Origin of the sequence: Bradyrhizobium sp. CCBAU 11361, assembly GCF_028128935.1 — a bacterium.
Classification (GTDB): Bacteria; Pseudomonadota; Alphaproteobacteria; order Rhizobiales; family Xanthobacteraceae; genus Bradyrhizobium; species Bradyrhizobium niftali.
Map to the genome: position 1 here is coordinate 94,756 of NZ_LBJZ01000005.1, position 22,178 is coordinate 116,933.

17 protein-coding genes and 1 pseudogene are annotated in these 22,178 nt (G+C 63.7%); 13 read left to right on the forward strand and 5 right to left on the reverse strand.

The genetic code is table 11. From position 1 onward, the window contains the following. Nucleotides 1-2,897: immunoglobulin-like domain-containing protein (locus XI08_RS02900; RefSeq protein ID WP_271573287.1), on the forward strand; the 2,897-nt coding region annotated here is incomplete at its 5' end. Nucleotides 2,898-2,958: 61 nt separating this feature from the next. Here XI08_RS02900 and XI08_RS02905 read toward each other — a convergent pair. The 4 genes from XI08_RS02905 to XI08_RS02920 all read right to left on the reverse strand — a co-directional run bounded on the left by XI08_RS02905 (nt 2,959) and on the right by XI08_RS02920 (nt 9,621). Next, nucleotides 2,959-3,999, reverse strand: a complete 1,041-nt coding sequence (locus tag XI08_RS02905) for a transglutaminase-like cysteine peptidase (RefSeq protein ID WP_271573288.1) — start codon at nt 3,997-3,999, stop codon at nt 2,959-2,961. Between the two features lie 216 nt (nt 4,000-4,215). Further along, on the reverse strand, nt 4,216-5,466 hold the full coding sequence (locus tag XI08_RS02910) for an HlyD family type I secretion periplasmic adaptor subunit (RefSeq protein ID WP_027549137.1): 1,251 nt from the start codon (nt 5,464-5,466) through the stop codon (nt 4,216-4,218). Then, the gene (locus tag XI08_RS02915; RefSeq protein ID WP_271573289.1) at nt 5,456-7,705 is read right to left on the reverse strand and encodes a type I secretion system permease/ATPase; all 2,250 of its coding nucleotides are present in this window, start codon (nt 7,703-7,705) and stop codon (nt 5,456-5,458) included. The genes XI08_RS02910 and XI08_RS02915 overlap by 11 nt, the downstream gene beginning before the upstream one ends. 197 nt (nt 7,706-7,902) lie before the next feature. Further along, nucleotides 7,903-9,621, reverse strand: coding sequence for a TolC family outer membrane protein (locus XI08_RS02920; RefSeq protein ID WP_271573290.1), 1,719 nt, complete (start codon nt 9,619-9,621; stop codon nt 7,903-7,905). Nucleotides 9,622-10,299: 678 nt separating this feature from the next. On the opposite strand from XI08_RS02920, the gene XI08_RS02925 reads away from it, so the two are divergent. From XI08_RS02925 to XI08_RS02980, 12 genes and pseudogenes are all read left to right on the forward strand, one after another. Next, nucleotides 10,300-10,620: a hypothetical protein gene (locus XI08_RS02925; protein ID WP_271573291.1), complete on the forward strand. Its 321-nt coding sequence runs from the start codon at nt 10,300-10,302 to the stop codon at nt 10,618-10,620. Between the two features lie 494 nt (nt 10,621-11,114). Beyond that, complete coding sequence (gene gmd / locus XI08_RS02930; protein WP_271573292.1) at nt 11,115-12,185, forward strand: GDP-mannose 4,6-dehydratase; 1,071 nt, start codon at nt 11,115-11,117, stop codon at nt 12,183-12,185. Further along, nucleotides 12,166-13,125 carry a GDP-L-fucose synthase gene (fcl, locus tag XI08_RS02935; protein WP_271573293.1) on the forward strand — a complete coding sequence of 320 codons (960 nt, stop codon included), beginning with the start codon at nt 12,166-12,168 and terminating at the stop codon, nt 13,123-13,125. Before gmd ends, fcl begins: the two co-directional genes overlap by 20 nt. Before the next feature lie 63 nt (nt 13,126-13,188). Beyond that, nucleotides 13,189-13,290, forward strand: a pseudogene (locus XI08_RS45940) (DUF2231 domain-containing protein); the annotation flags it as partial. A gap of 110 nt (nt 13,291-13,400) precedes the next feature. Beyond that, nucleotides 13,401-13,604: a hypothetical protein gene (locus XI08_RS02945; RefSeq protein ID WP_271573294.1), complete on the forward strand. Its 204-nt coding sequence runs from the start codon at nt 13,401-13,403 to the stop codon at nt 13,602-13,604. 468 nt (nt 13,605-14,072) lie between these two features. Beyond that, entirely contained in the window at nt 14,073-15,470 is a 1,398-nt protein-coding gene (locus XI08_RS02950; RefSeq protein WP_092192590.1) for an MFS transporter, read from the forward strand. A gap of 122 nt (nt 15,471-15,592) precedes the next feature. Then, nucleotides 15,593-16,420, forward strand: a complete 828-nt coding sequence (locus tag XI08_RS02955; protein WP_271573295.1) for a 3-keto-5-aminohexanoate cleavage protein — start codon at nt 15,593-15,595, stop codon at nt 16,418-16,420. A 134-nt stretch (nt 16,421-16,554) separates the two neighbouring features. Beyond that, nucleotides 16,555-17,760 carry an MFS transporter gene (locus XI08_RS02960; protein ID WP_271573296.1) on the forward strand — a complete coding sequence of 402 codons (1,206 nt, stop codon included), beginning with the start codon at nt 16,555-16,557 and terminating at the stop codon, nt 17,758-17,760. Between the two features lie 176 nt (nt 17,761-17,936). Further along, entirely contained in the window at nt 17,937-18,635 is a 699-nt protein-coding gene (locus XI08_RS02965) for an outer membrane protein (protein WP_271573297.1), read from the forward strand. 201 nt (nt 18,636-18,836) lie between these two features. After that, complete coding sequence (locus XI08_RS02970; protein WP_271573298.1) at nt 18,837-20,066, forward strand: CaiB/BaiF CoA transferase family protein; 1,230 nt, start codon at nt 18,837-18,839, stop codon at nt 20,064-20,066. Between the two features lie 218 nt (nt 20,067-20,284). Further along, nucleotides 20,285-20,500, forward strand: coding sequence for a hypothetical protein (locus XI08_RS02975; protein WP_027549147.1), 216 nt, complete (start codon nt 20,285-20,287; stop codon nt 20,498-20,500). 95 nt (nt 20,501-20,595) lie between these two features. After that, complete coding sequence (locus tag XI08_RS02980; RefSeq protein ID WP_271573299.1) at nt 20,596-20,988, forward strand: RidA family protein; 393 nt, start codon at nt 20,596-20,598, stop codon at nt 20,986-20,988. Nucleotides 20,989-21,020: 32 nt separating this feature from the next. Here XI08_RS02980 and XI08_RS02985 read toward each other — a convergent pair whose 3' ends face one another. Continuing rightward, complete coding sequence (locus XI08_RS02985) at nt 21,021-22,058, reverse strand: AraC family transcriptional regulator (protein ID WP_271573300.1); 1,038 nt, start codon at nt 22,056-22,058, stop codon at nt 21,021-21,023. Between the last annotated feature and the right edge of the window lie 120 nt (nt 22,059-22,178).

A 22,178-nucleotide genomic window follows, 5' to 3' on the forward strand; every position in this document is an offset into this window, starting at 1 on the left:
CGCTGCACGATGTCGTGGTGCTCGAGAACGAGATGATTGTTTACACGGCGCACATGGACTACGCGTCGCTGACCCCGTTCACGGTGACGCTGGACAATGGCGTGAACATCACCTTCGCGCCTGGTCAGTTGCTCGCGTCGTCCGCTCCGCAGCCCGCGCAGGGTGATGACGTCTACCTGGACGGCAACGCGACCCAGGTCTCGATCGCCGGCACCTCCGGCGGCAATTTCGAGGCGGTGAACTACGCAACCTATGGCCACGCGACGGTCACGATCAAGGACACGATCGACCCGGTGACGGCGACGCTAACGGCGACACAGTCGACGAGCGAGCAGGGCGGCTCGATCACCTACACGGTGACGCTGACCAGCGGGCTGAGCCCGGTCACGCCGACCGGCAATCTGGACTTCACGCTTGCCAATGGCGAGCACGTCATCGTGCAGGCTGGCCAGGCCAGCGGCTCGACCACGATCTCGGTCAACGAGGACGACGTCTATATCGACACCCATCCGGTGACGAACAGCATTGTCAGCCATACCGGCGGCAGCGAGTACGAGAGCCTGGTGACGAACCCGGCGACGGTGACGACGACGATCACCGACGATCAGGATCCCGTCACCGCCGCCTTGACGACCTCTACCGCCGGCATCTCCGAGTTTGGCGGCTCGGTCACCTACACGGTGACGCTGACGAGCGGGCTGACACCGTTCACTCCAAAGACCGATTTGGTGTTGACCCTGGCCAACGGTGAGCACGTCACGATCGTCGCGGGGCAGGCGAGCGGTTCGGTGACGACCAACTACACCGACGCGCAGATCACAAATCAGACGTCGATCGCCGATTCCATCACCGGAGTCTTCAGCGGTGGCAGCGAATACGAGCAGCTGCTGACGACCGGAACGACCTCGGTGCCAGTCGTGTACGCGCCGACCGTTGCGGTCGGCAGCAACGTCGCCTTGCCGGAAGACACCCAGGAGGTGTTCCAATTCACGGCTACGCCCGTCAGCGCGGGCTCGCATGTCACCCAGGTCGTCGTTTCAGGCCTCACGGGCTGGAGCGTCGATACATCCACGGCCACGGTCAACGGTGCGACTGTGACCGCAACCTTCAACTCCGGTAGCGGCGTGCTGACCTTCAACATCAGCGGCGCCGCGGCCGGCACGGCCGAGACGGTCTCGGTGGCGATGACGCCGCCCCTGAACACCGATGTGGACGCGAGCATCACGATGACGGCCACCGCCGCGCAGGGCGCGATAAGCGCCACCAGCGCGGGTACGGCTGGGACCATCTACGTCGACGCCGTCGCGGACATGCCGACCGTGGTCGCCGGCCAGACGCACATGATCTTCGTGACCGACTCGCCGAGCGATTCCAATACGGCCTTCAGCAACGGCGAAACCGGAGCGCTGCAAATCAAGGCGACGTTCGGCGACGTTCACGACGGATCGGAGACCCACACGCTGGATATCCATCTCCAGAGCGGGTTCACGGCCGGCCTCCTGGCAAGCGGCACGATCGCTGGCACCTACAACGGTGCCCCCACGACGTTCAGCTACACCTACACTTCGGCGACGGGTGACATCCATGTCATCGTCCCCCAGGATACAGGTCTCAATCCGAACGCCAACCAGACCGCCACGATCGACCTGACCTTTGCGGTGACCGCGCCGGCGACGGGCACGTTGCCAAGCACGCTGAACTTCACGGCCACGGCGACTGCAACCGAGACCACGCTGCATGGCGGTGGGGTCGGCGCGAGCAACGCCGATCTCACCACCGACAACGTGGCGGCCTTCACCGATACGACCGGTATCCCGGCTGCGCGGCTGCTGTCGGGCACAATCGTCACCAACTCGAACCAGTCCGCCCAGGACATGATCCTGACGTTCGTCGACCAGGAGCATCCGCTCGACGCCTACTCACAGCTGGTGATCACCAACGCGCAGGGCCAGCAGGGCAACGTCACCTCGGACGCCGGTTTCAACATCTCGGGAGCGGACCACTTCCTGGTCTCGCTCGATGCCCCGTTCGACACTTCAAAGATCGGTGTGACCAACTTCACACTCAACGGCACGCATATCGACGAGGCGTCTGGGCACCCTCAGATCGGGATCAGCGGCGGCAGCGTCAGTGCCGGTTTCACTGCGGTCATGACGACGAACAATGCCGCTGGCGTGACCGGCACGGATTCACATGACTCTCACACCAACGGCGACAGCATCTCGGATCCGTCAGCCAATACCAACACCTACAACATGACGTATGTGGATGGTAAGAACGCGACCGCGTCGGGCAGCAATGATGCCGACCTTCTGAATGCGGCGGGTTCTCCGGGCAACACGGAGAACGGCGGAGCTGGCAACGACATTCTGGTGTACCACCCGTCGACCACGATCGATGGCGGCAGCGGCTTCGACATTCTGCGCATCGATGACGGAGCGATCTATAACTCGTCGCTGGAGATCAGCAGTGCGTCGGCCAACGGCCTGTCATCTGGCAATGCCCACACGGTGGGAGGTGTCCATCTCTATGGAGTTGACCTGTCGGGTGCGAGCCTGACCAATCTGGAATCGATCCTGATCACCGACGATCCGCTCGCAAGTTCGCTCTACGGAACCGAGCTCAACGGGCTATCGATCGCCAAGGTCACCGCCATCACTGAGGCGACCAACAGCACTTCGACGACGGCGCATTCCCTCTTCATTGTCGGTTCTGCCGGCGACGATGTGCAGCTTGCGACGGGAGCCGGGGGGTGGACCGAGTCGGCCAACACCTTCACCTCCTCTGGCGGGCAGGTCTTCCATCAGTGGATTCCGACGGGCTCGACCGTGGCAACGGCGACGGCAAGCCTGTTCATCGACAACGATCTGCAGGTGAATCACGCCGCGCAGGCCTAGCAGTTGGGCTGACGCTGACGGTACCGGAAAGCGGCTCGATGAGAGCCGCTTTCTCTTTGTCTCACATTAGCAGCGGGAGTGCGCCGGGCCAGGCCGCGCCGGCAGCGACGTCCGCGTTGCCCCATTCCGTCGCTTCGTCGCTGGCAGCCGGCGTTGCTTCCGCGGGTCCGGATAGCTGGCGCTGAGCGTAGGGTGCGGCGAACAAGTGGACGCCGGCGTGGTCGATGGCGAATAGCGGGGCCAGGTTCGTCGCCCCCGAATCCTCGATCAGCTCGGAGCGCCGGTTGTCCAGCACGAGCCACTGCCCGTCGAGGCGCGCGGCGAGCACGGCGTGGTCCTGCCGCACGGCGCGGTCACGGACCAGCACGAGCCGGAGATCCTCGCGCGGAAATCCGGCTTCGCGCAGTGCGACGTATTTTGCGATCGCATAGTCTTCGCAATCACCCTTTGCGGTCGCGAAGGTCTCCAGCGGCGAGCTCCAGCGATCGGCCTCGCCATGCTGCGCATAGTCGCTCACGTAGCGGACGGCCATGTTGACCGCGCGGTTGGCCTCATCGAGCCTTGCGCGTCCGGATTTCGATTTGACGGCGCCGATCAATCGCAGGAACTGGGCGGCGTTCGAGGGGCAGTTGCCGGCGTCGGTCTGACACCCTCTCAGTGTCTCTGCATCCCTCGCCAGCCTGGTTTCGAGGCCCCGCCATTTCTGCCACAACACGCCTTCGGGCGCGCGGAAGGTGAAGAGGCCAAACGGCTCGTCGCCTTTCGCCGGCGCGGGCCTCGGCTCAGGAGCCGCGTCGGTCGCGATGTTGGAAGGCATCAGCGCCGCAAGGCGGACTGCATTCGGCCCGCGGCCGCGCATGGCATCGAGCTTCGCCAGCACGTCGTTGATGCGGAAGAACGTCGCCGGTGCCCGCACTGCTGCGTCAATGCCGGGTGCGAGAGTTTCCTGAGCGCCCTGAGCCAAGACGTCCCGAGCCAAGACGTCCTGAGCCGAGGCGTCATCGGCCCGGACAGGCGATGTCACGCTGGCAACGATCAATGCGGCCAGCGCTGCGCCAAGCGCGCACAGGCCTTTCCGCTGCAATTCCCAATGCAGTGTCATAGACGACGTCCCCTGCGCCGGGAGCGTCGTCAACGTCTATCGCGTCGATCCACGCCCCGATCCTGTTGTCGGATCGAGACTGAGGTCTGCGACGCTTAGACGAGGTTAAATCAGGGGGAGGGCGGCGGTCTTGTCGCAAAGGCGGTCAATCCCGCGCTTCGAGAGACCGGCAAATTGTCGCCGCGACCTTTGCGCTCTGTTAACCTTGGCGAAGCCTCAACGCTCGCGCAGGGCTTCGTCGCGCAATGTGCGGGCCGGTCTCACCAGATAATCGAGAACCGACTTCTCGCCGGTCAGCACCTCGACCGTCGCGACCATGCCGGGAATGATCGGGAGCGGCTTCTGCTCCGTGCCCAGGTGGTTCTTCTCTGTCCGCACCATGACGCGGTAGAAGCTCTCCTGGCGCTCCGGCGTTTTCTCGGCCTTGTCGTCGACGATCGTGTCGGCGCTGATCCGCTCGACCTTGCCCTTCAGCGAGCCATAGACCGAGGAATCGTAGGCCGAGATCTTCACCACCGCGTCCTGGCCGGGCCGGATGAAGGCGATGTCCTGGGGCTTGATGCGACCTTCGACCAGCAGCGTGTCGTCGAGGGGAACGATGTCCATCACGTTGGCGCCGGGCTGCACGACCGCCCCCACCGTGGTCACGTTCAGCTTGTTGACGATGCCGTGCACGGGTGCCTTGAGGTCGGTTCGCCGGACCCGGTCCTGCGCTGATTTGATATTTTCATCGAGCACGGCCAGATCGCCCTTGGACTTCGCAAGATCCTCGTCCGCCTGGGAGCGGAAGGAGGAGATCGTGCTCGCGATCTTGGATTGGGCCTCCGCGAGTTGTCCTCGCATCTCGGTCGCCTGGCGGTCGAGCCGCAACATCTCGATTTCCGGCACCACCTTTTGCTCGTACAGCTTGCGCGTCAACGCCAGCTCCCGATCCAGCAGTTTGAGTGTGCCGCCGAGCCGGGCCACCTGCTGGTTCAGGACGTCGACATCCTGCGCCAGTTTCTGCGCGCGCATCTTGAACACACTGCTTTCCGTGGCCACGGCCGACGGCACCACCTGGTCAAGCTGATCGGGAAAGATCAGCTCGCCCTTTCCTCTGGCTTCGGCTTCAAGTCTGGTGACACGGGCCGCCATCGCAGCCCGCCGTTCCCTGATCTCGCCGAATTCGGATGCAAACTTCGTATCGTCGATGCGCATCAGGGATTGGCCCTGCTGGACGATCGATCCCTCCTGGACGAGGATATCGCCGACGATCCCGCCTTCGAGCGACTGCACCACCTGCATCTGGCGCGCGGGTACAACGCGGCCGTTTCCTCGCTTGACCTCGTCCAGCACGGCGAAATGAGCCCAGGTCAGGAACGTGGCGAGCATGGCAAGGGATGCGACAAGCAGCATGCGGGAGGTCCGCGGCGCGCGAAGCGCGGCGGCGGCCCGAACATCGTTGGCAAACGCGAAATCAGACGACATTGGTTCTGGCCATGGGTGAGGCGGGTTGCTCGGCGGCCGCCGGGTTCTGGCTCGGCGTCGATGACGCCGGCTTGCCCTGCAGGAGCGCGAGAACCTTGTCGCGGGGGCCGTCGGCAATCAGCCGGCCGTTGTCGAACAGCAGCAGGCGGTCGACCATATTCAGCAGTGAGAGGCGATGCGTCGAGATCAGAATGGTGATCTGCTCTTCGCGCAGCGCCCTCAGGCGCTCGAGAAATTCGGCTTCGCTGCGAATGTCGAAATGGGCGGTCGGTTCGTCCAGGAACAATATCCGCGGCTTCTTGATGAGCACCCGCGCAAGGCCGATTGCCTGCTTCTGGCCGCCGGAGAGGCTCCGGCCGCCTTCCGAAATGGGCATGTCGTAGCCCATGGGATGGCCCGCGATGAACGTCTCGACGCCCGCCAGCCGTGCGGCGGCCAGGACTTCCTCGTCGGTTGCCTCGGGTTTGCCCAGCGCGATGTTGTCGCGCAGCTTTCCGAAGAACAGCTCGGTGTCCTGCATCGCAAAGCCAACCCCGGACCGCAGGTCGGACGGATCGTATTGCCGCGAATCGACACCATCGACGAGGATACGGCCCTCCTGCGCCTCATAGAATCCGAGCAGAAGCCGCCCCACAGTCGTCTTGCCGGATCCGATGCGTCCGATGATGCCGACCTTCTCGCCGCCTTCGATCTTGAAGGATACCTTGTCGAGGGCCTTGCCGGGCGCATTGGGGTAAGTGAAGCTGACGCCGTCGAAAGCGATCGCGCCTTCACGGATTTGTCGCGAGACATAGGCACGCGTAGGGGATCGCTCGCGCTCCAGCGACATGATGCGATCGATGGCCTTCAACGAGCTCAGCGTCTGCGTTCCGCGCGTGATCACCGACGCGATCCCGGCGATCGGTGCCAGAACGCGCCCCGCCAGCATGTTTGCCGCCACCAGCGCTCCGACCGTGAGCTTGCCGTCGAGTATGAGGAATACGCCGACGACGATCAGGGCGAGGCTGGTGAGCTGTTGGGCCGTATTGGCGCTCGTCAGCGCGAGCGAGGCCCAGAAATGGACGTCTTCGCCCGAGCGGGCCGTTGCTGCGACGGATCGCTCCCAGGCCGTTTGCATGCGGGCTTCGGCGCCGGTCGCGCGTATCGTCTCGAGGCCGGACAGCGATTCGACCAGCACGCCGTGACGTGCCGCAGCTTCAGCCTGCTGGCGTTTCATGGCCCGGTCCAGCGGGCGCTGCAGTGCCACGCCGATCAGGAGCATCACCGGCAACATCACCAGGGGTATCCAGGCCAGCGGCCCGGCGATCACAAAGAGGATCCCGACAAACAGCATGGCAAACAGCAGATCCGTCGCGGACACGACGCTGCCGGACGTGAAGAACTCGCGCACTGAATCGAAGTCGCGCAACTGATTGGCGAGGATGCCCACCGAAGGGGGGCGCTGCGCCATCTTCACGCCCATCACGTGCTCGAAAATGTTGGCAGCGAGGATGACGTCGATCGTCTTGCCGGTGACATCGATCATGCGGCTGCGGACCGTCCGGAAGATGAAGTCGAACGCAATCGCGAGCCCCATTCCGATCGACAGGGCAATCAGCGAAGGAAGCGCGCCATTGGGGACGACGCGGTCGTAGACGCTCATGGTGAAGAGGGGCGTCGCCAGCGCGAGCATATTTATCAGGAAGGCGGCAAGCGCGATGTGACCGTAGCTGCGCCAATGCAACTTGACCACCGACCAAAACCAATGGCTTCGCGGAAGATCGCCTGCAGCGACGGCGCGTGCGTTGCTCTCGACCGCCGCCCTGACGAAGAATGCGTATCCGGTGTAGTCGGCCGAGATGGCCTGGATCGCGTGAAGCTCAGGGAGACCGGCCGTCAGGGACGGATTGAGGACTTTGACATTGCTTCCGGATTTGTCGAACTCCAGCAGGATCAGCGTCGTCCCATTCTTCATGATAAGGACGGCCGGCAGCACCAGCGCGGGAATATCGGCAATGTCGCGTTTGACGGCTTCGGTCTGGAGGCCCGCGCGCTGAGCCGCACGGTCATAGAGGGGAACTGATAACCGACCATCGAGGATCGGCAGGCCGCCTAGCAGTGCCTCGCGGCTAACGGCGCGGCCGTGGTACGACGCCAGGTAAATGAGCGATGATGCAAGTGGGTCGTCGCTGTCGGGGCGACCTGTCGCTTGCTTCGGTTCAGACGCAACGGCTCGCTCCGCAATGGGGTAGCCATGCATGCGCGTTGACTCGGATGCTCGAAACAACAAATGCGAATGTCCAAAATGAAATGGTGCGGAGCGAAAAGCGAACCGTCATTCCAGCATAGCGGAAAACGCACGGAATCATTTGGTAAATCGGCAAAAGCACAACTAAAGGTTAATCTTCGAACCGCCTTTCGCCGATCACGGACCCGACTGTACTCGCGGAACTGGCACTATCTTTGAGCTGGCTCGAATGCCGTCGCCAGCCAGTGCGGCTTTCTATCGGCCGCGTACGCGGAAACGGGAGAGGTGTGCAGTATGACCGGATCGCCGGTGCTTCGCTGCTGCGTGATCCATTCGGATGCTCCCAGCAGGGTCGGCTGATTGGAACGCGACGGCCATCGATTCTTGAACGCCTCAGGCTCGGGCGCTTCGCTCGCGTAGCCCAGACGGGCGGTAACCCGTTCCGGTGCGGGCACCGGGACGTTCAGCGGCTCGGAGCCGGTCTGGGGCAGCTTCACGCGGAGCGTCGGCGCCCTGTAGTCGGGCGTTGCGAAGATCCCAAGATCCATCGGCGCTGCATCGACGGGCGGCGGCGATTTCAAATATTCGAGCAACGTGCCCATCGCCGCCAAAAGTTGATAGTCGGCGAACACCACGACGCCGCGAGCCGAAGTCAACGAAACCAGCGTGTTAAAATACTGGTTCTGGGCATTCAAAAGGTCGATCAGCGAACGCTGGCCAAGCTCATATTCCTTCTGGAATGCCGCAATCGTCTTGCGATCAGCCTCGAGTTGCCGCGTCAGCGCGGCGATTCGTGTCGCGGTGACCGTCCGCGCTGCCCAGGCCTTGTCGATGGATTCGATTGCATCGCGCTGAAGGCGTGCATGCCGCGCAGTACTTTCGACGTAGCGCTCGGACATCTCCGACCGTCGCCAGACATCCTGACCGCCGCGGAAGACATCCCAGGACATGACAACCTTGCCGCTGTAGTCGTCGTGCGTAACGCCAAGATAGGGGTACGTATTGTCGTTGTGTGTCGCCCGGCCCTCGAGCGAGAAGGTCGGAACAAAAGCGCCGTCCGTCACGCGAAATGCATGCTTTGCCGCGTCGGCGTCGGCCTGCGCGGCCTGAATGGTCGGGTTGAACCGTACCGTGGTTGCAAGGGCCTCGTCGCGGGTCGTCGGCAAGCCGCCCAGCGGTCCCGGGAAGCGAAGATTGATGGGCTCAAGTCCGACGACCTTGCGGAACTTGGCGCGGGACTCTTCCAGGCTCCGGCGGAATTCGGCGAGCGTCGCGCGGGCATTTTCGACCCGTTCGCGGGCCTGTTCGAGATCGCCTTCACCGGCGCGTCCGCCGGAAAAGCGCGTGTTGACGTTGGCGAATATCTTCTCGTGGGTGACGACGTTCTGCTCGCTGAGCGTGACCAGTCGCAAATAGCGCACGACGTCGACATAGGCTTCCGCTGCGTCCAGAGCGATCAATTCGGTACGCTCGCGAACGCGGAAAGCCGCGGCGTTGACGCGCGCCGTCTGCCGCCAGATGTCGTGAATCGAGGCGAAGCCGTCGAACAGGATCTGCCGGACGACGACGGATTCCTGCGATCCGTTTCGCCATGAGCCGCTTCCGGCGACCGGGACGGGCAGGGCGGTGCTGGTTGACACGGCAGCGCTCTGGTCGAACTTTTCGGGACCCCAGCGCGCTTCTACGCGCACCTGCGGAAGCAGCGTGCTCTGGGTCTGGCGAAGCTCGCTCTCGGTTGCGCGGCGGTTGGCCGACGCTTCACCGACTCCGGGATTGGTCCGGACGGCCTGTTTCAACGCGTCATTGATCGAGAACGGTTCGGCCGACGCGCCGCCGCACGGAACCAGTGCAAATGCTGTGAAAACGAGAATGTGCTTGAGCAATTTTACCTCCGCCCGTTTCCGGAATTCGGTCGCGGGGTCCCCCATGAAATTGCTCGAAGTCTCGCAAGGACTGCACCGACAAGCTAGGCACAATGCGGGAAAATTGAGCAAATGTACGGGGTTGTCGCATTTATGCCACGTCGGAGGCATATACAGGTGCAATAATACCTCTCTTTTCGGATGAGGAGCGGCGCCGACCTCGGGCGCGGTCTGGTTTTCCCCCGTGCCGTTTTACCTCTCAGGTTGTTGTCGATCCACGATGCCGCATGAGGTGCTGTTCCGCCGACCGACGATTCTCTGTTGGGGAACAGAAACCGGGCTTCGGGCTCAACCCATCGTCCGAATGAGCCCGCTGCCACAGCGCGAGCACAATTTTCGGCCGACACACGAGCCGGTTTCCGCACTTGTCATCATAGCCATCGTTGCAAGCAGGTGGGGCCGAGCGTTAGCGCTGCTTCGTCCGTCGGTTCCGCGGGGCCCGTGGTGTGGCGGCAAGCGCCCATATGAGTGCCGACCACCGTCCGGCATCAGCCGTCCGGTTGAAACAGCGCTGTGCCCGCCGAGCGCTCTCCGGCTGTCGAGGCCGCACGCTCCTGAGGGGGAGGAATGCGCGCTTTTTGCTTGCGTCCGGCAAGGCACCTAGATGATTGTGACGGAAGCGTGAACGAATGTACGCAGGCGTGACGTGGCTATTTCATTCCATTTATATTCTTCGGATTTCCGATGCGTACTCTGCTTATTATTCTGGGCATTTGGCTGCTCATCAATGTTCTCTTCGTCGTGATCATGATCCCTCCGCGGAAGTCGCGGAGGCCGACGGGTAAGAGAGGACAGAGCGGGCTGTCACCCGCATTGATCAATCCGAATAGCCAGCTGGAAGAGGACGAGGGTTTTTCGCTTCGTCATGCAATTATTGCAATCGCGATCGGCACCTTCTTTTCTCTGAGCCCGCCGTTGCTGCAAGCTTACGATGCGATCGCGGCATTCATCAGAAAGCTCCGCCGAGGGAAGGGATCCAACGTGAAGACGTCGGACGACGAATAATTCCCGAATTCCATTCACTCGAGGATCCGTGCCGAGCATGCGGAAATTCGGCAGATCCCCCTCTGGCTAAATCGGAGCGCGGTCACTTTTCTCCCCGGACCGGCATATGAGAGGGAAGGTCCAGGACCTCCCGCCACGCCGCATGATCCCAACGATCGCCCGATCGCCATCGCTCGGGAGCAGCAAATGCCGTTTCCTTGGCGTCTCCTTGGCGTCGATCAAACGCCGGCAGATTCGCCGCACAATGAAGCAACTTCAGAGCGGCGTGTTTGGATGGGGGAAGCGGCCGACGAAAATGGGAGCGTCGTAACCTGTTGGAATTGCGTATAAAAATGGGAGTTGCGAACTGAGCCGGAGCGCTTCGCTCGCTCCAATCTCCATTGCGACCCGTACGAGTTGACCGGGGCGGCCGTTCTGTCAAAGAAGGGGGTCACATCGACGGCCACGAACGCGCGGACCGCCCCGCCAATAGGTACCAGGAGATCGGGATAGCAATGACTGAGCGGATCGCTCTCATCACCGGCGTGACCGGCCAGGACGGCGCTTATCTCGCCGAATATCTGCTGTCGCTCGGCTATGTCGTGCACGGCATCAAGCGGCGCTCGTCTTCGTTCAACACCGCGCGGGTCGATCACCTCTATCAGGATCCGCACGTCGGCAACGTGCCGTTCCTGATGCATTACGGCGACATGACGGACTCGACCAATCTGATTCGCCTGGTGCAGCAGATCCGGCCGACCGAGATCTACAATCTCGCCGCCCAGAGCCACGTCGCCGTGAGCTTCGAGAGCCCGGAATACACCGCCAACGCCGACGCGATCGGCGTGCTGCGGCTGCTGGAAGCGATCCGCATCCTCGGCATGGAGAAGGAGACGCGATTCTACCAGGCCTCGACCTCCGAGCTCTACGGCCTCGTGCAGGAGATCCCGCAAAAGGAGACGACGCCGTTCTATCCGCGCTCTCCTTACGGCGTCGCCAAGCTCTACGGCTACTGGATCACGGTGAACTACCGCGAGGCCTACGGCATGTTCGCCTCCAACGGCATCCTGTTCAACCACGAGAGCCCGATCCGCGGCGAGACTTTTGTCACCCGCAAGATCACGCGCGGCGTCGCCCGCATCGAGGTGGGATTGGAGGAGACGCTCTATCTCGGCAATCTCGAGGCCAAGCGCGACTGGGGGCATGCCAAGGACTATGTCGAGGGCATGCACAAGATCCTCCAGGCCGACAAGCCCGACGACTTCGTACTCGCCACCGGTGAGACGCGCTCGGTGCGTGAGATGGTCGAATTGTCATTCGCGCAGGTCGGCCGGCGCATCGCATGGCGTGGCGCAGGCGTCGAGGAGACCGGTATCGATGCCAAGAGCGGCAAGACGGTGGTGAAGATCGACCCGACCTATTTCCGCCCCACCGAGGTCGATCTCCTCATCGGCGATGCCAGCAAGGCGCGAGAGGTGCTCGGCTGGAAGCCGAAGCGGAGCTTTGCCCAGCTCGTCGAGGAGATGATGGCAAACGATCTGGCCGAGGCGAAGCGGGACGCAGCTCATGGCAAACGCTCTGTTTGAGCTGAAGGGCAAGAGCGTCTACGTCGCCGGCCATCGCGGCATGGTCGGCAGCGCGCTGGTGCGCCGGCTCGCAAGCGAGGATGTCAAGCTCGTCACGGTGGACCGTCGCGAGGTCGATCTCTGCAACCAGGCCGCCGTGTTCGACTGGTTCGCAAAGGTGCGGCCGCAGGTCGTGTTCCTCGCCGCGGCCAAGGTCGGCGGCATCGTCGCCAACGACACGCTGCGCGCAGAGTTCATCTACGACAACATCGCGATCGCGGCCAACGTGATCCACGCCGCGCATCAGAACGGCGCCGAGAAGCTGATGTTCCTCGGCTCCTCCTGCATCTATCCGAAACTGGCGCCGCAGCCGCTGCGCGAGGACTCGGTGCTGTCAGGCCCGCTGGAGCCGACCAACGAGCCCTATGCGATCGCCAAGATCGCCGGCATCAAGATGGCGGAGGCCTATCGCAGCCAATATGGATGCGACTTCATCAATGTGATGCCGACCAATCTCTACGGCCCCGGCGACAATTATCATCCCGAAATGAGCCACGTCGTCGCCGCGCTGATCCGCCGCTTCCACGAGGCCAAGGTTGCGGGCGCCGGAAGCGTCGTCGTGTGGGGCACCGGCACGCCGCGGCGCGAGTTCCTCTATGTCGACGACATGGCGGATGCCTGCGTGCACCTGATGAAGACCTATTCGGCTGCCGAGCTGATCAACATCGGCAGCGGCGAGGACATCACCATCGCCGAATTCGCGCGCGTCGTTGCCGAGGTCGTTGGCTACCGCGGCGAGATCTCCTTCGACACCTCGCGGCCCGACGGCACGCCGCGCAAGCTGCTCGATGTCAGCCGCCTCACGAAACTCGGCTGGCGCGCGACGACCTCGCTTCACGATGGCTTGAGGCGCGCCTATGCGGCGTATCAGGCCGGCGCGCCGGTGACAGCGCAAGAGTAGGAACCTTCGCCGCAAGCACGAGTTGGCCGGTCGGGCAGGGCGAAAAGCCACACGAGGCCGACCGTGCAGCAACACCTGCGCGTGCGCACCACCGCGCAAATCGCGGGCCACCCGATTCATCCGATGCTGGTGCCGATCCCGATCGCGTGCTTCATCGGCGCGCTGCAGGACGTCGTCACCGGCTTCCTCAACGGCGACAGCCAGGCGCGCTGCTCGTCGCCGACGACACCGTGTTGCCGGCTGGAGATGATTTTTCAATGCCAGGGAGATTGACGATGGGCCTTGCTCAATATGCGATCGTACCGGTCAAGGACGAATGGGGCGTTCTGCACGACGGCAACATCAACGGCAAATACGCCACCAAGGAATCCGCGTTCGAATCGGCCGTGGCCGCGGCCTCACTGGCGCTGCGCCAGGGCCATGAAGTCCATGTCAGCGTCCCCGGCCGCGAAGCGCGCGAGACAGCGCTCGGCAGCTAGGGACAAGAAGACGCCGAACCACGTCGATCCCGGCCACCCAGCCTGAGCGTCCCGGTCTACGAACGAAACGCGAATTGGGACCGGCCACTCAGGCGATCATCCGGCCCACGCCGCTCGAAATCCCAATCGTCCATCTCGGCGCCTGCGATTGCGCAAATCGCGGAGACATGTGCGCGCGCGCCATGAAGGGTCGTTCACGGCTCGGAGTGCCCGTCGCTGAGCCGCGCCTGCGCCGTCGTCACGGCCTGTCCGCGAGCCTGACGTCGCCCCGACGCGCATAACATCATGTTAGGTTTATCGCTTAACTGGGTAATTGTGTTAGCCCGGCGAAGCCCTATTCTGGCATGCAATCAGACGTATCGGCAGTGACAAGCGCTCGCGAAGCTCCGCAGAGCGTCCGGAGAGTGCTGCCCAATTTCGAACGAAGCCCGCCAACGGGACGTCAGCAAACCAGGGAGGAATTTTGAAATGGTCACGACTCGCGCGATCCATCAGATGAGTCAGTCCAGGAAGGCTGCTGCCAGCGGCTGGATCGGGTCGGCTCTCGAATATTATGACTTCTTCATCTACGCGACCGCCGCGTCGCTGATCTTCCCGCAAATCTTCTTTCCGTCAGACAATCCCACCGTCGCAATCGTCGCATCGCTGGCGACCTATGGGGTTGGATATGTGGCCCGGCCGATCGGCGCCTTCGTTCTCGGACATTGGGGCGACACCCATGGGCGCAAGACCGTCCTCATTGTCTGCATGTTCCTGATGGGCATCTCGACCATGGCCGTTGGCCTTCTGCCGACCTATCACCAGGTCGGTATCCTCGCGCCGATCCTGCTGGTCATCCTGCGCCTCGTGCAGGGATTTGCCGTGGCCGGTGAAATCTCCGGCGCGAGCTCGATGATCCTGGAGCACGCGCCGTTTGGACGGCGCGGCTTTTACGCGAGCTTCGCCCTTCAGGGCGTGCAGGCCGGTCAGATTCTCGCTGCAGCCGTCTTCCTGCCGCTGGCGGCCTACATGCCGACCGACGCCTTCAACAGCTGGGGCTGGCGGATTCCCTTCCTCCTCAGCTTCTTCGTCATCGTCGCAGGCTACATCATTCGTCGCGAAGTGGACGAGACGCCTGCCTTTGCCCGCGAGGACGAGCGGGGAGAAACGCCGCGGGCGCCCATTGTCCAGGCCATCAAGCTGAGCTGGCGCGACATGCTCAGGGTCATCTGCATGGCTCTGATGAACGTCATCCCCGTCGTTGCGACCATTTTCGGTGCGGCCTACGCGGTCCAGCCCGCCTATGGCATCGGCTTTGCCAAGGACGTCTATCTCTGGATCCCGGTGCTCGGAAACATGCTGGCCGTGTTCGTCATTCCCTTCGTTGGCCATCTCTCCGACAAGGTCGGCCGCAAGCCTCCGATCATCGTGGGCGCGCTGCTCTCCGGCTTGCTCGCCTTCGGCTATCTCTACGCGATCAGCATCCGGAATGTGCCGCTCGCGATCCTGCTGTCGCTCCTGATGTGGGGCGTCGTCTACCAGGGCTACAACGCGATCTTCCCGAGTTTCTACCCGGAACTGTTTCCGACGCGCACCCGTGTGTCGGCGATGGCGATCTCGCAGAACATCGGCACGACCATCACCGCGTTGCTTCCCGCTTTGTTTGCGACCGTGGCGCCTCCCGGCTCGGCCAACATTCCGTTGACGGTGGGAGCGATCGCGTTCGGCATCACGGTCATCGCGGCGCTGGCGGCCGTCACCGCCCGGGAAACCTACCGGATCCGCATCGACGATCTCGGCAATCCCAAGGCCGTTCCGATGGCGCGGGCCGACTATGAGCGGCAGCGTGCCGAAGCGGCGAGTAGCGCGGCCGCAATTCCGACCTGACGAAAACGTGACGAGGCAATGCCGCTGCGATCGATGATGTTTGCAGCGGCAGGGCTCGACGCGTTACGTAATTGCCTGGTCGAACTCGGTGCGCGTGAGCGCAATTATCAAGAGGTTGCAGGATGAACCCCGTCGTCGTTGCTGTCGCTATCACCGGCTCCGTTCCGCGCAAGAAGGACAATCCTGCGGTGCCGATCCTGCCGTCCGAGCAGATCGAGTCGACGCAACAAGCCTTCGAGGCCGGCGCCACGCTTGCCCATATCCACGTTCGCAACGATGACGAGACGCCGTCCTCCGACCCGGAGCGCTTTGCCCTGGTGCAGGAGGGGATCAGGAAGCATTGTCCGGGGATGATCGTTCAATTCTCGACCGGCGGGCGGGGCCGCGATCCTTCGGCGCGTGGATCATCGCTCTATCTGAGGCCGGACATGGCCTCGCTGTCGACGGGATCGGTGAACTTTCCGACGATTGTCTACGAGAACAGCGCCGCCCTGGTCGAGACCCTCGCCACTGGCATGAAGGCGGGTCGGATTCGGCCGGAGATCGAGATCTTCGATCTGTCGCATCTGCACGGCGCCCGCCGCCTGATCGAGGCGGGGCTGATCGACCCGCGTCCGCACGTGCAGTTCGTCATGGGCGTCAAGAACGCGATGCCGGCCGACGAGCATGTCCTCGACATCCTCCTGGGGGAGCTGAAGCGGCTGATCCCGCAAGCGACCTGGACCGCGGCCGGGATCGGACGCCATCAGGCCGAGGTCATGGGCTGGGCCCTCGCGCGCGGCGCGGACGCGGTTCGCACCGGGCTCGAGGACAATATCAGGATCGACAAGACGCGGCTGGCCGCCAGCAACGCGGAGCTCGTGACCGTCGCCTGTGAGGCTGTCACACGCCATGGCCGGCGCGTCGCGACCGCGGCCGAGGCGCGATCCCTGCTCGGGCTCGCGGGATAGGGGCCTACTGCCTCCTCCTGACATGCTTCCGGCTGCCTTCTGCCATTCGGCGGCCGGCGTTCCCGTGCGCTGAGTCTCCGGCTAAGACATGCCCACAGGCGCGATCTGCGCCTGCCGGGCAGGCGACGTTTGGAATGCGATTCTTGAAATCTGACGGCAGGCTCATCGGGGTCCTGCTGGTGCTTGCAATCACCCAACTCATCGGATGGGGAACGATCGGCCTTCCGCCGATCGTCGGCCGCGACCTTGCGGCCGATCTCGGCATGAGCCTGCCGATGGTATTTGCGGGCACCTCCACGCTTTATGTCACCATGGGGCTGTGCGCGCCCTGGCTCGCCAAGGCGTTTGCGCGGCACGGCGCACGCAAGGTGATGATGGTGGGCACCGTTGTGGCCGTGCCGGGCTACGTCGTTCTGTATTTCGCGCGCGAGCCGATGCTCTATTTCGTGGCCTGGGTCATTCTCGGCATGGGCGGCAGCGCCACGCTGTCGACCGGTGCCTATATCATGCTCAACGAGGTTGCCGGGCGCCAAGCCAAGAACGCCATCGGCGCGCTGATGCTGGTGACGGGCCTCTCCAGCAGCATCTTCTGGCCGACCACCTCGTTTCTCAGCGGCCATTTCGGCTGGCGGGGCACCTGCCTCGTCTACGCCGCCATGCTGATCCTGGTCTCGCTTCCGCTCTACGTCTTCGGCGCGCCGCGCCGGAATAATGTGAAGGACGAAGGCGGCTCGGCTCCAAGACCCTCCGACGCGCCCGCGATTCCGCGCAGCACCTTCAACTTGGTCGTCATCGCGATCACGCTGAACGCCTTCGTGAATTTTGGTCTCGGCGCCGTGCTCATCGAGCTGCTGCGGGCGGAAGGCCTGGCGCCGGCCCAGGCCATCGCCTTCGGTTCGATGCTCGGCGTGATCCAGGTCAGCGCCCGCGGACTGGACTTCCTCGGCGGGGGACGGTGGGACGGAATCACGACCGGGCTTGTCGCCGGCACGGCGCTCCCCGTCGCGATGCTGCTGCTGATGCTGAGCGAGGGGGCGACCTGGGCGGTCGCGGTCTTCATCCTGCTCTATGGCGCCGGCAGCGGTGCGATGGCGGTGGCGCGGGCAACCATCCCGCTCGTCTTCTACGACCAGGCCGAGTTCGCCAAGGCGATGTCGATGATCGCGCTGCCGCTCAATCTGGCCTCCGCGATCTCGCCGCCGCTCCTTGCCGCTCTGCTGACCCAGTTCGGCGGCCGCGCCGCGCTGGGCCTGACCCTGGTGTTTTCCTGCGCGACCGTGCTGATCCTGGTCCTGCTCGGCCGTCGTCGGCCGCGAGTCGCCTCGGCGGCCGCCGCGTGAAACCTGTCCGCGCGCTTCGGTTGCGCCCACCATGCAGGTGTGACGGCTCGCCTCAGTCGCCGTGCATTGCCTGCCGCCTTCATCTCATTTTCATCGAGTGTCGCACGGCCGCAACAGCAAAACCGAAGGGAACCCGCTAAAGTCAGGCCCATCATTCCTGTGGGCTGGAATTTGCAATGAATCGCACGTTGATCTGCCTCGCTGCGCTGATCTGCACCGCGGCCGCTGCGCATGCTGCCGACTTGCCCGTGAAGGCGCCGAGCGCTGTCGTCACGCCACCTCTCAGTTGGACCGGCTTTTATGCGGGCGCCCAGGGCGGCTACGAATGGAGCCGCGACCGCACCATCGAGTTCGTCCTCGGTGGCCCGCCGACCGGCGCCAGCACGGATTTCAGGCCGAGCGGCGGCTTTGGCGGCGTGCATGTCGGCTACAATCATCAGTTTGACCGGCTGGTGCTCGGCATCGAGGGCGATGTGGATGTCGGCCGGGTCAGTGACGTTGTATCCCCTGGTTTCGGGCTGGTGTTCAGCGCTCGCAAGGATTGGGAAGCCTCGGTTCGCGGGCGGCTCGGCTTTACACCGACGGAGCGCCTGCTGCTGTATGTCACAGGCGGTGTCGCGTTCACCGAGCTGAAGTACCACTGGAATGCGAGTGATCCCGTGGCATTCCCGTCCGCAGACGCCAATATTGCGAAGACCGGATGGACCGTTGGCGCCGGTGGCGAGGCGGCGCTGACCGATCGCGTCACGGCACGGCTGGAATATCGCTACAGCGATTTCGGCACCACGCGCTTCGATTGGCCCGCTGTCGGCGGATCTTACGAGCAGCATCCGCACTTTCAGTCGGTACGTGGCGGCGTGAGCGTCAGGTTCTAGCCAGCCGCGGCCGGTACGATATTCGCCACGCGGAAATCCGACGCCGTCGGCTGGTTGCCGCCGCCGGAGCGGGGGATGGCGGCATGCCGCCAGTGCAGTGCTCAGGCCGCCAAAATGGTGTATCCGCAGGGAGCGCGGCCGCGGCCGAACCTCAGCGCTCGGGCCGCCGCGCCAAGATCCAGTTCCCCGGAGGAAATCGACATGTCGGCCTTGCCGCTCTCAGGCATCAAGATCCTTGACCTCACCCGCGTGCTCGCCGGGCCCCTGTCGGCCCAGATGCTGGGCGATCTCGGCGCGGAGGTGATCAAGATCGAGCGGCCGGGCACCGGCGACGATGCGCGCGCCTTCGGCCCGCCTTATCTGACCGACCCTGACGGCAAGGCGAACAACAACAACTCGTTCTATCTCTGCGCCAACCGCAACAAGAAGTCGGTCACGGTCAACATCGCCAAGCCCGAGGGACAGGCGATCATCCGCGAGCTCGCCAAGGACGTCGACGTCTTCATGGAGAACTACAAGGTCGGCGATCTCAAGCGCTACGGCCTCGACTACGAGACCATCAAGGCGATCAACCCCGGCATCATCTATTGCTCGGTGACCGGCTTCGGCCAGACCGGACCTTACGCGCCGCGCGCCGGCTATGACGCCATCCTGCAGGCGATGGGCGGCCTGATGAGTGTGACCGGCCATATCGACGGCGAGCCGGGCGAGGGCCCGATGAAGGTCGGCCCGTCGATCGTCGACTACATGACCGGCATGAATTCCTCGATCGGCATTCTCTCGGCGCTCTACCATCGCGACGCCAATGGGGGCGTCGGACAGCATCTCGACGTCTGCCTGCTCGACACCGTGATTGCCTCGCTCAGCCACTGGCTCCAGATCTACCTCGTCAACGGCAAGACGCCGCCGCGCCGCGGCACCTGGGGCAATGGCGGCATGCCGGCCGGCGTGTTCCGCTGCACCGACGGCGAGCTCATGCTGGTGGTCGGCAATGACGGCCAGTTCCAGCGTACCTGCGCGGTGCTCGGCGCGCCCGAGCTCGCCAGCGACAAGCGCTTCGTCAAGAACAACGACCGTGTCGTGCACGGCAAGGAGATCATGGCGATCTTCGCCGGCCTGTTCCTGAAGCAGCCGGTGGCCTACTGGCTGGAGAAGCTGGAGGAGGCCGGCGTGCCGTCAGGTCCGATCAACAATTTCGAGCAGGTGTTTTCGGATCCGCACGTCCAGTCGCGCGGCATGCGGGTGAAGACCGAGCACAAGTTCGAGCCGGAGCTGTCGCTGATCCGCAACGCGCTGACCTTCTCGGAGACCCCGATCGAGAATTACCGCGCCCCGCCGCTGCTCGGCGAGCACACCCAGGAGGTGCTCGGCGGCAAGCTCGGCTATGATGCGGGGAAAATCGAGACGCTGAAGCAGCAGGGTATCATCTGACCTTTTTCCTTCTCGGCCTCTCCCCGCGTGCGGGGAGAGGCCGGAATTCAAGCGGGGGCGGGGGGCGCAGCTACTACTGCGAATGAGGCGCGCGCGATGCTCGGCCTTGCCTGAGGCTTGCGCACAATCCCCAGATAAACCCGGTCCGTACTCACACAGGCTTCCGCTGCGCGCCCGACTCTGATTCGATCTCCCTGCGAGTTCCGGGAGGGAAGTGCATGTCCTATACGATCGGGTTTCAGTCCAAGAACCAGAAATCAGTTCTGGCGACCGAGGCGGCAACCGCCAATCAGGCCGTCGCCATCATTGCCGCGCTGCGGCAAAGCGCCGACGAAATAAAGTTCATCCGCTCGCCGCAGGAAGGCGAGATGGGCATCGAGATGCTGCTGCTGCTCGCCAAGGAAGAGGCCGAGGAGATGCCGCAGCGGGCCTGATCCCGCGACAACCACACTTCGATCAGAGGCGAAACATGCCGGCTGCAGTATGATGTAGCAAGGCGTCAGTCTCGCTTGAGCCGAAGGTGGCCGCCATGAAACGCGAAGCGCTCCGCGTCGAACCGATCTCGTCCTATCTCGACCGCTGGAAGGCGCCGACCTCGCCGGTGACGCGCGCCGGCAACATGATCTTCGTCGCCGGTCTGCCGCCATTCGATCCCGCGACGGGCGAGCTCGCGGAAATGCCGATCGAGCGGCAGAGCGAGATCGTCATGGAGCAGATGAAGCTGTGCCTTCAGACGGCCGGCGCGAGCCTCGACAACGTCATGAAGTGCAACGTCTACTGCACGTCGGCAAAACATTTCGCCGTGTTCAACGCGGTCTATGCCCGCTACTTCCCGGTCGACCCGCCGGCGCGGATCTTCGTCTGCACCCCGGAATGGTTCGGCCCCTTCGACGTCGAGATCGACTGCATCGCGATGATGTGAGGAGGGCGATCGACGCGAGAGCCGTTGGCCGCTCACCACGCCGGTCTTGCCGCCGCGCGGATGTCGGAGGGCGTGGCGCCGAAGTGGCGGCGGAAGGCGCGGTTGAAATAGGAGACGTCGCCGAACCCGCTTTCGTGCGCGATCTGGGTGATGTTGAGTTGGGCGTGGCGCCGGTGGATCAGCATGCGCCGTGCTTTCGCCAGCCGCTCGGCGAGCACGTAGGCGGAGAATGACGAGCCGCTCAGTTCGAACAGCTTTCTCACGTAGCGCGGCGAGATGCCGTGGCGCGCGGCGATCATCTCGGTCGATAGATCGCTGCGGCTGAGCGCGTGCAGAATGTCCGACTTGATGCTGGCAAGCCGCGCCGCCGTGGCACTGCGCTGCCGCGCGAACTCGGCGGAGTCGCCACTCGCGCCGAGTGTGAGCGCCGCGAGATCGAGGATATGGTTGGCCACGGTTTGCATCAGCGCCGGCTCGCCGAGGGCGTCGTCGTTGCGGACGACGTCGACATAGCGGGTCAGGAGATTCAGGGCTGCACTGTTGGGCGGAATGCTGCCGAAGGACGCCGCATAGTTCGGGGCTAATGCGGCCAGGGCCGGCTGCTCAAATGCCAGCCTGATGAAGTTGCCCTCCGTGAGTAGCGTGGTCGTTGAAGGTGCCTGCATCGTGAGCGCCACGGCACCGCCGACACCGCCGGTCAATTCCTCGCCGAACTGGGTGAACGAAGCAGCGCCGCTGCGCAGCAGGGCGATCACTACGACATTCCCGGCGCGCGACGCCATCTCTTTCGAGAGGCGATAATGCGCTGGCGAATGTGAGCCGGCCGCGATGCTGATATTGGGCAACAGGTTGAAGGTCACGTTCGCATGGAAGGGCGCGTCGCCGATCGGCTCCATATCGGCATTGGTCACGCTGCGCCCGAAGATCTCGCGCCACCTGTCGATTCGCTTTTCTTCGGGAAAGTCACGGGTAGATATCTGCGCTCGAAATGATCCGGTATCCTGCATCTGTCCCCTGCGGAATGGTGGCCACCACCTCCTTAAGACGCAGGCTCTCGCCAGCGCGTTCAAATCGATCCGCCCGATATCGATATTAGCGATGCCGTGTCCGTAGATCTCGCGGCGGCAGGTTCACAGCGCGCGACCGTTCGGCGGAACCTGTTCCGCATGGTCCTCCCGGCGTTCCGCCTG

What these genes read in the sequence shown, in the direction of transcription:
- XI08_RS02905 (WP_271573288.1), bottom strand. Translation starts at nt 3,999, where the DNA reads ATGACACTGCATTGGGAATTGCAGCGGAAAGGCCTGTGCGCGCTTGGC.
- XI08_RS02910 (WP_027549137.1), bottom strand. Translation starts at nt 5,466, where the DNA reads ATGTCGTCTGATTTCGCGTTTGCCAACGATGTTCGGGCCGCCGCCGCG.
- XI08_RS02915 (WP_271573289.1), bottom strand. Translation starts at nt 7,705, where the DNA reads ATGCATGGCTACCCCATTGCGGAGCGAGCCGTTGCGTCTGAACCGAAG.
- XI08_RS02920 (WP_271573290.1), bottom strand. Translation starts at nt 9,621, where the DNA reads ATGGGGGACCCCGCGACCGAATTCCGGAAACGGGCGGAGGTAAAATTG.
- XI08_RS02925 (WP_271573291.1), top strand. Translation starts at nt 10,300, where the DNA reads ATGCGTACTCTGCTTATTATTCTGGGCATTTGGCTGCTCATCAATGTT.
- gmd (WP_271573292.1), top strand. Translation starts at nt 11,115, where the DNA reads ATGACTGAGCGGATCGCTCTCATCACCGGCGTGACCGGCCAGGACGGC.
- fcl (WP_271573293.1), top strand. Translation starts at nt 12,166, where the DNA reads ATGGCAAACGCTCTGTTTGAGCTGAAGGGCAAGAGCGTCTACGTCGCC.
- XI08_RS02945 (WP_271573294.1), top strand. Translation starts at nt 13,401, where the DNA reads ATGGGCCTTGCTCAATATGCGATCGTACCGGTCAAGGACGAATGGGGC.
- XI08_RS02950 (WP_092192590.1), top strand. Translation starts at nt 14,073, where the DNA reads ATGGTCACGACTCGCGCGATCCATCAGATGAGTCAGTCCAGGAAGGCT.
- XI08_RS02955 (WP_271573295.1), top strand. Translation starts at nt 15,593, where the DNA reads ATGAACCCCGTCGTCGTTGCTGTCGCTATCACCGGCTCCGTTCCGCGC.
- XI08_RS02960 (WP_271573296.1), top strand. Translation starts at nt 16,555, where the DNA reads ATGCGATTCTTGAAATCTGACGGCAGGCTCATCGGGGTCCTGCTGGTG.
- XI08_RS02965 (WP_271573297.1), top strand. Translation starts at nt 17,937, where the DNA reads ATGAATCGCACGTTGATCTGCCTCGCTGCGCTGATCTGCACCGCGGCC.
- XI08_RS02970 (WP_271573298.1), top strand. Translation starts at nt 18,837, where the DNA reads ATGTCGGCCTTGCCGCTCTCAGGCATCAAGATCCTTGACCTCACCCGC.
- XI08_RS02975 (WP_027549147.1), top strand. Translation starts at nt 20,285, where the DNA reads ATGTCCTATACGATCGGGTTTCAGTCCAAGAACCAGAAATCAGTTCTG.
- XI08_RS02980 (WP_271573299.1), top strand. Translation starts at nt 20,596, where the DNA reads ATGAAACGCGAAGCGCTCCGCGTCGAACCGATCTCGTCCTATCTCGAC.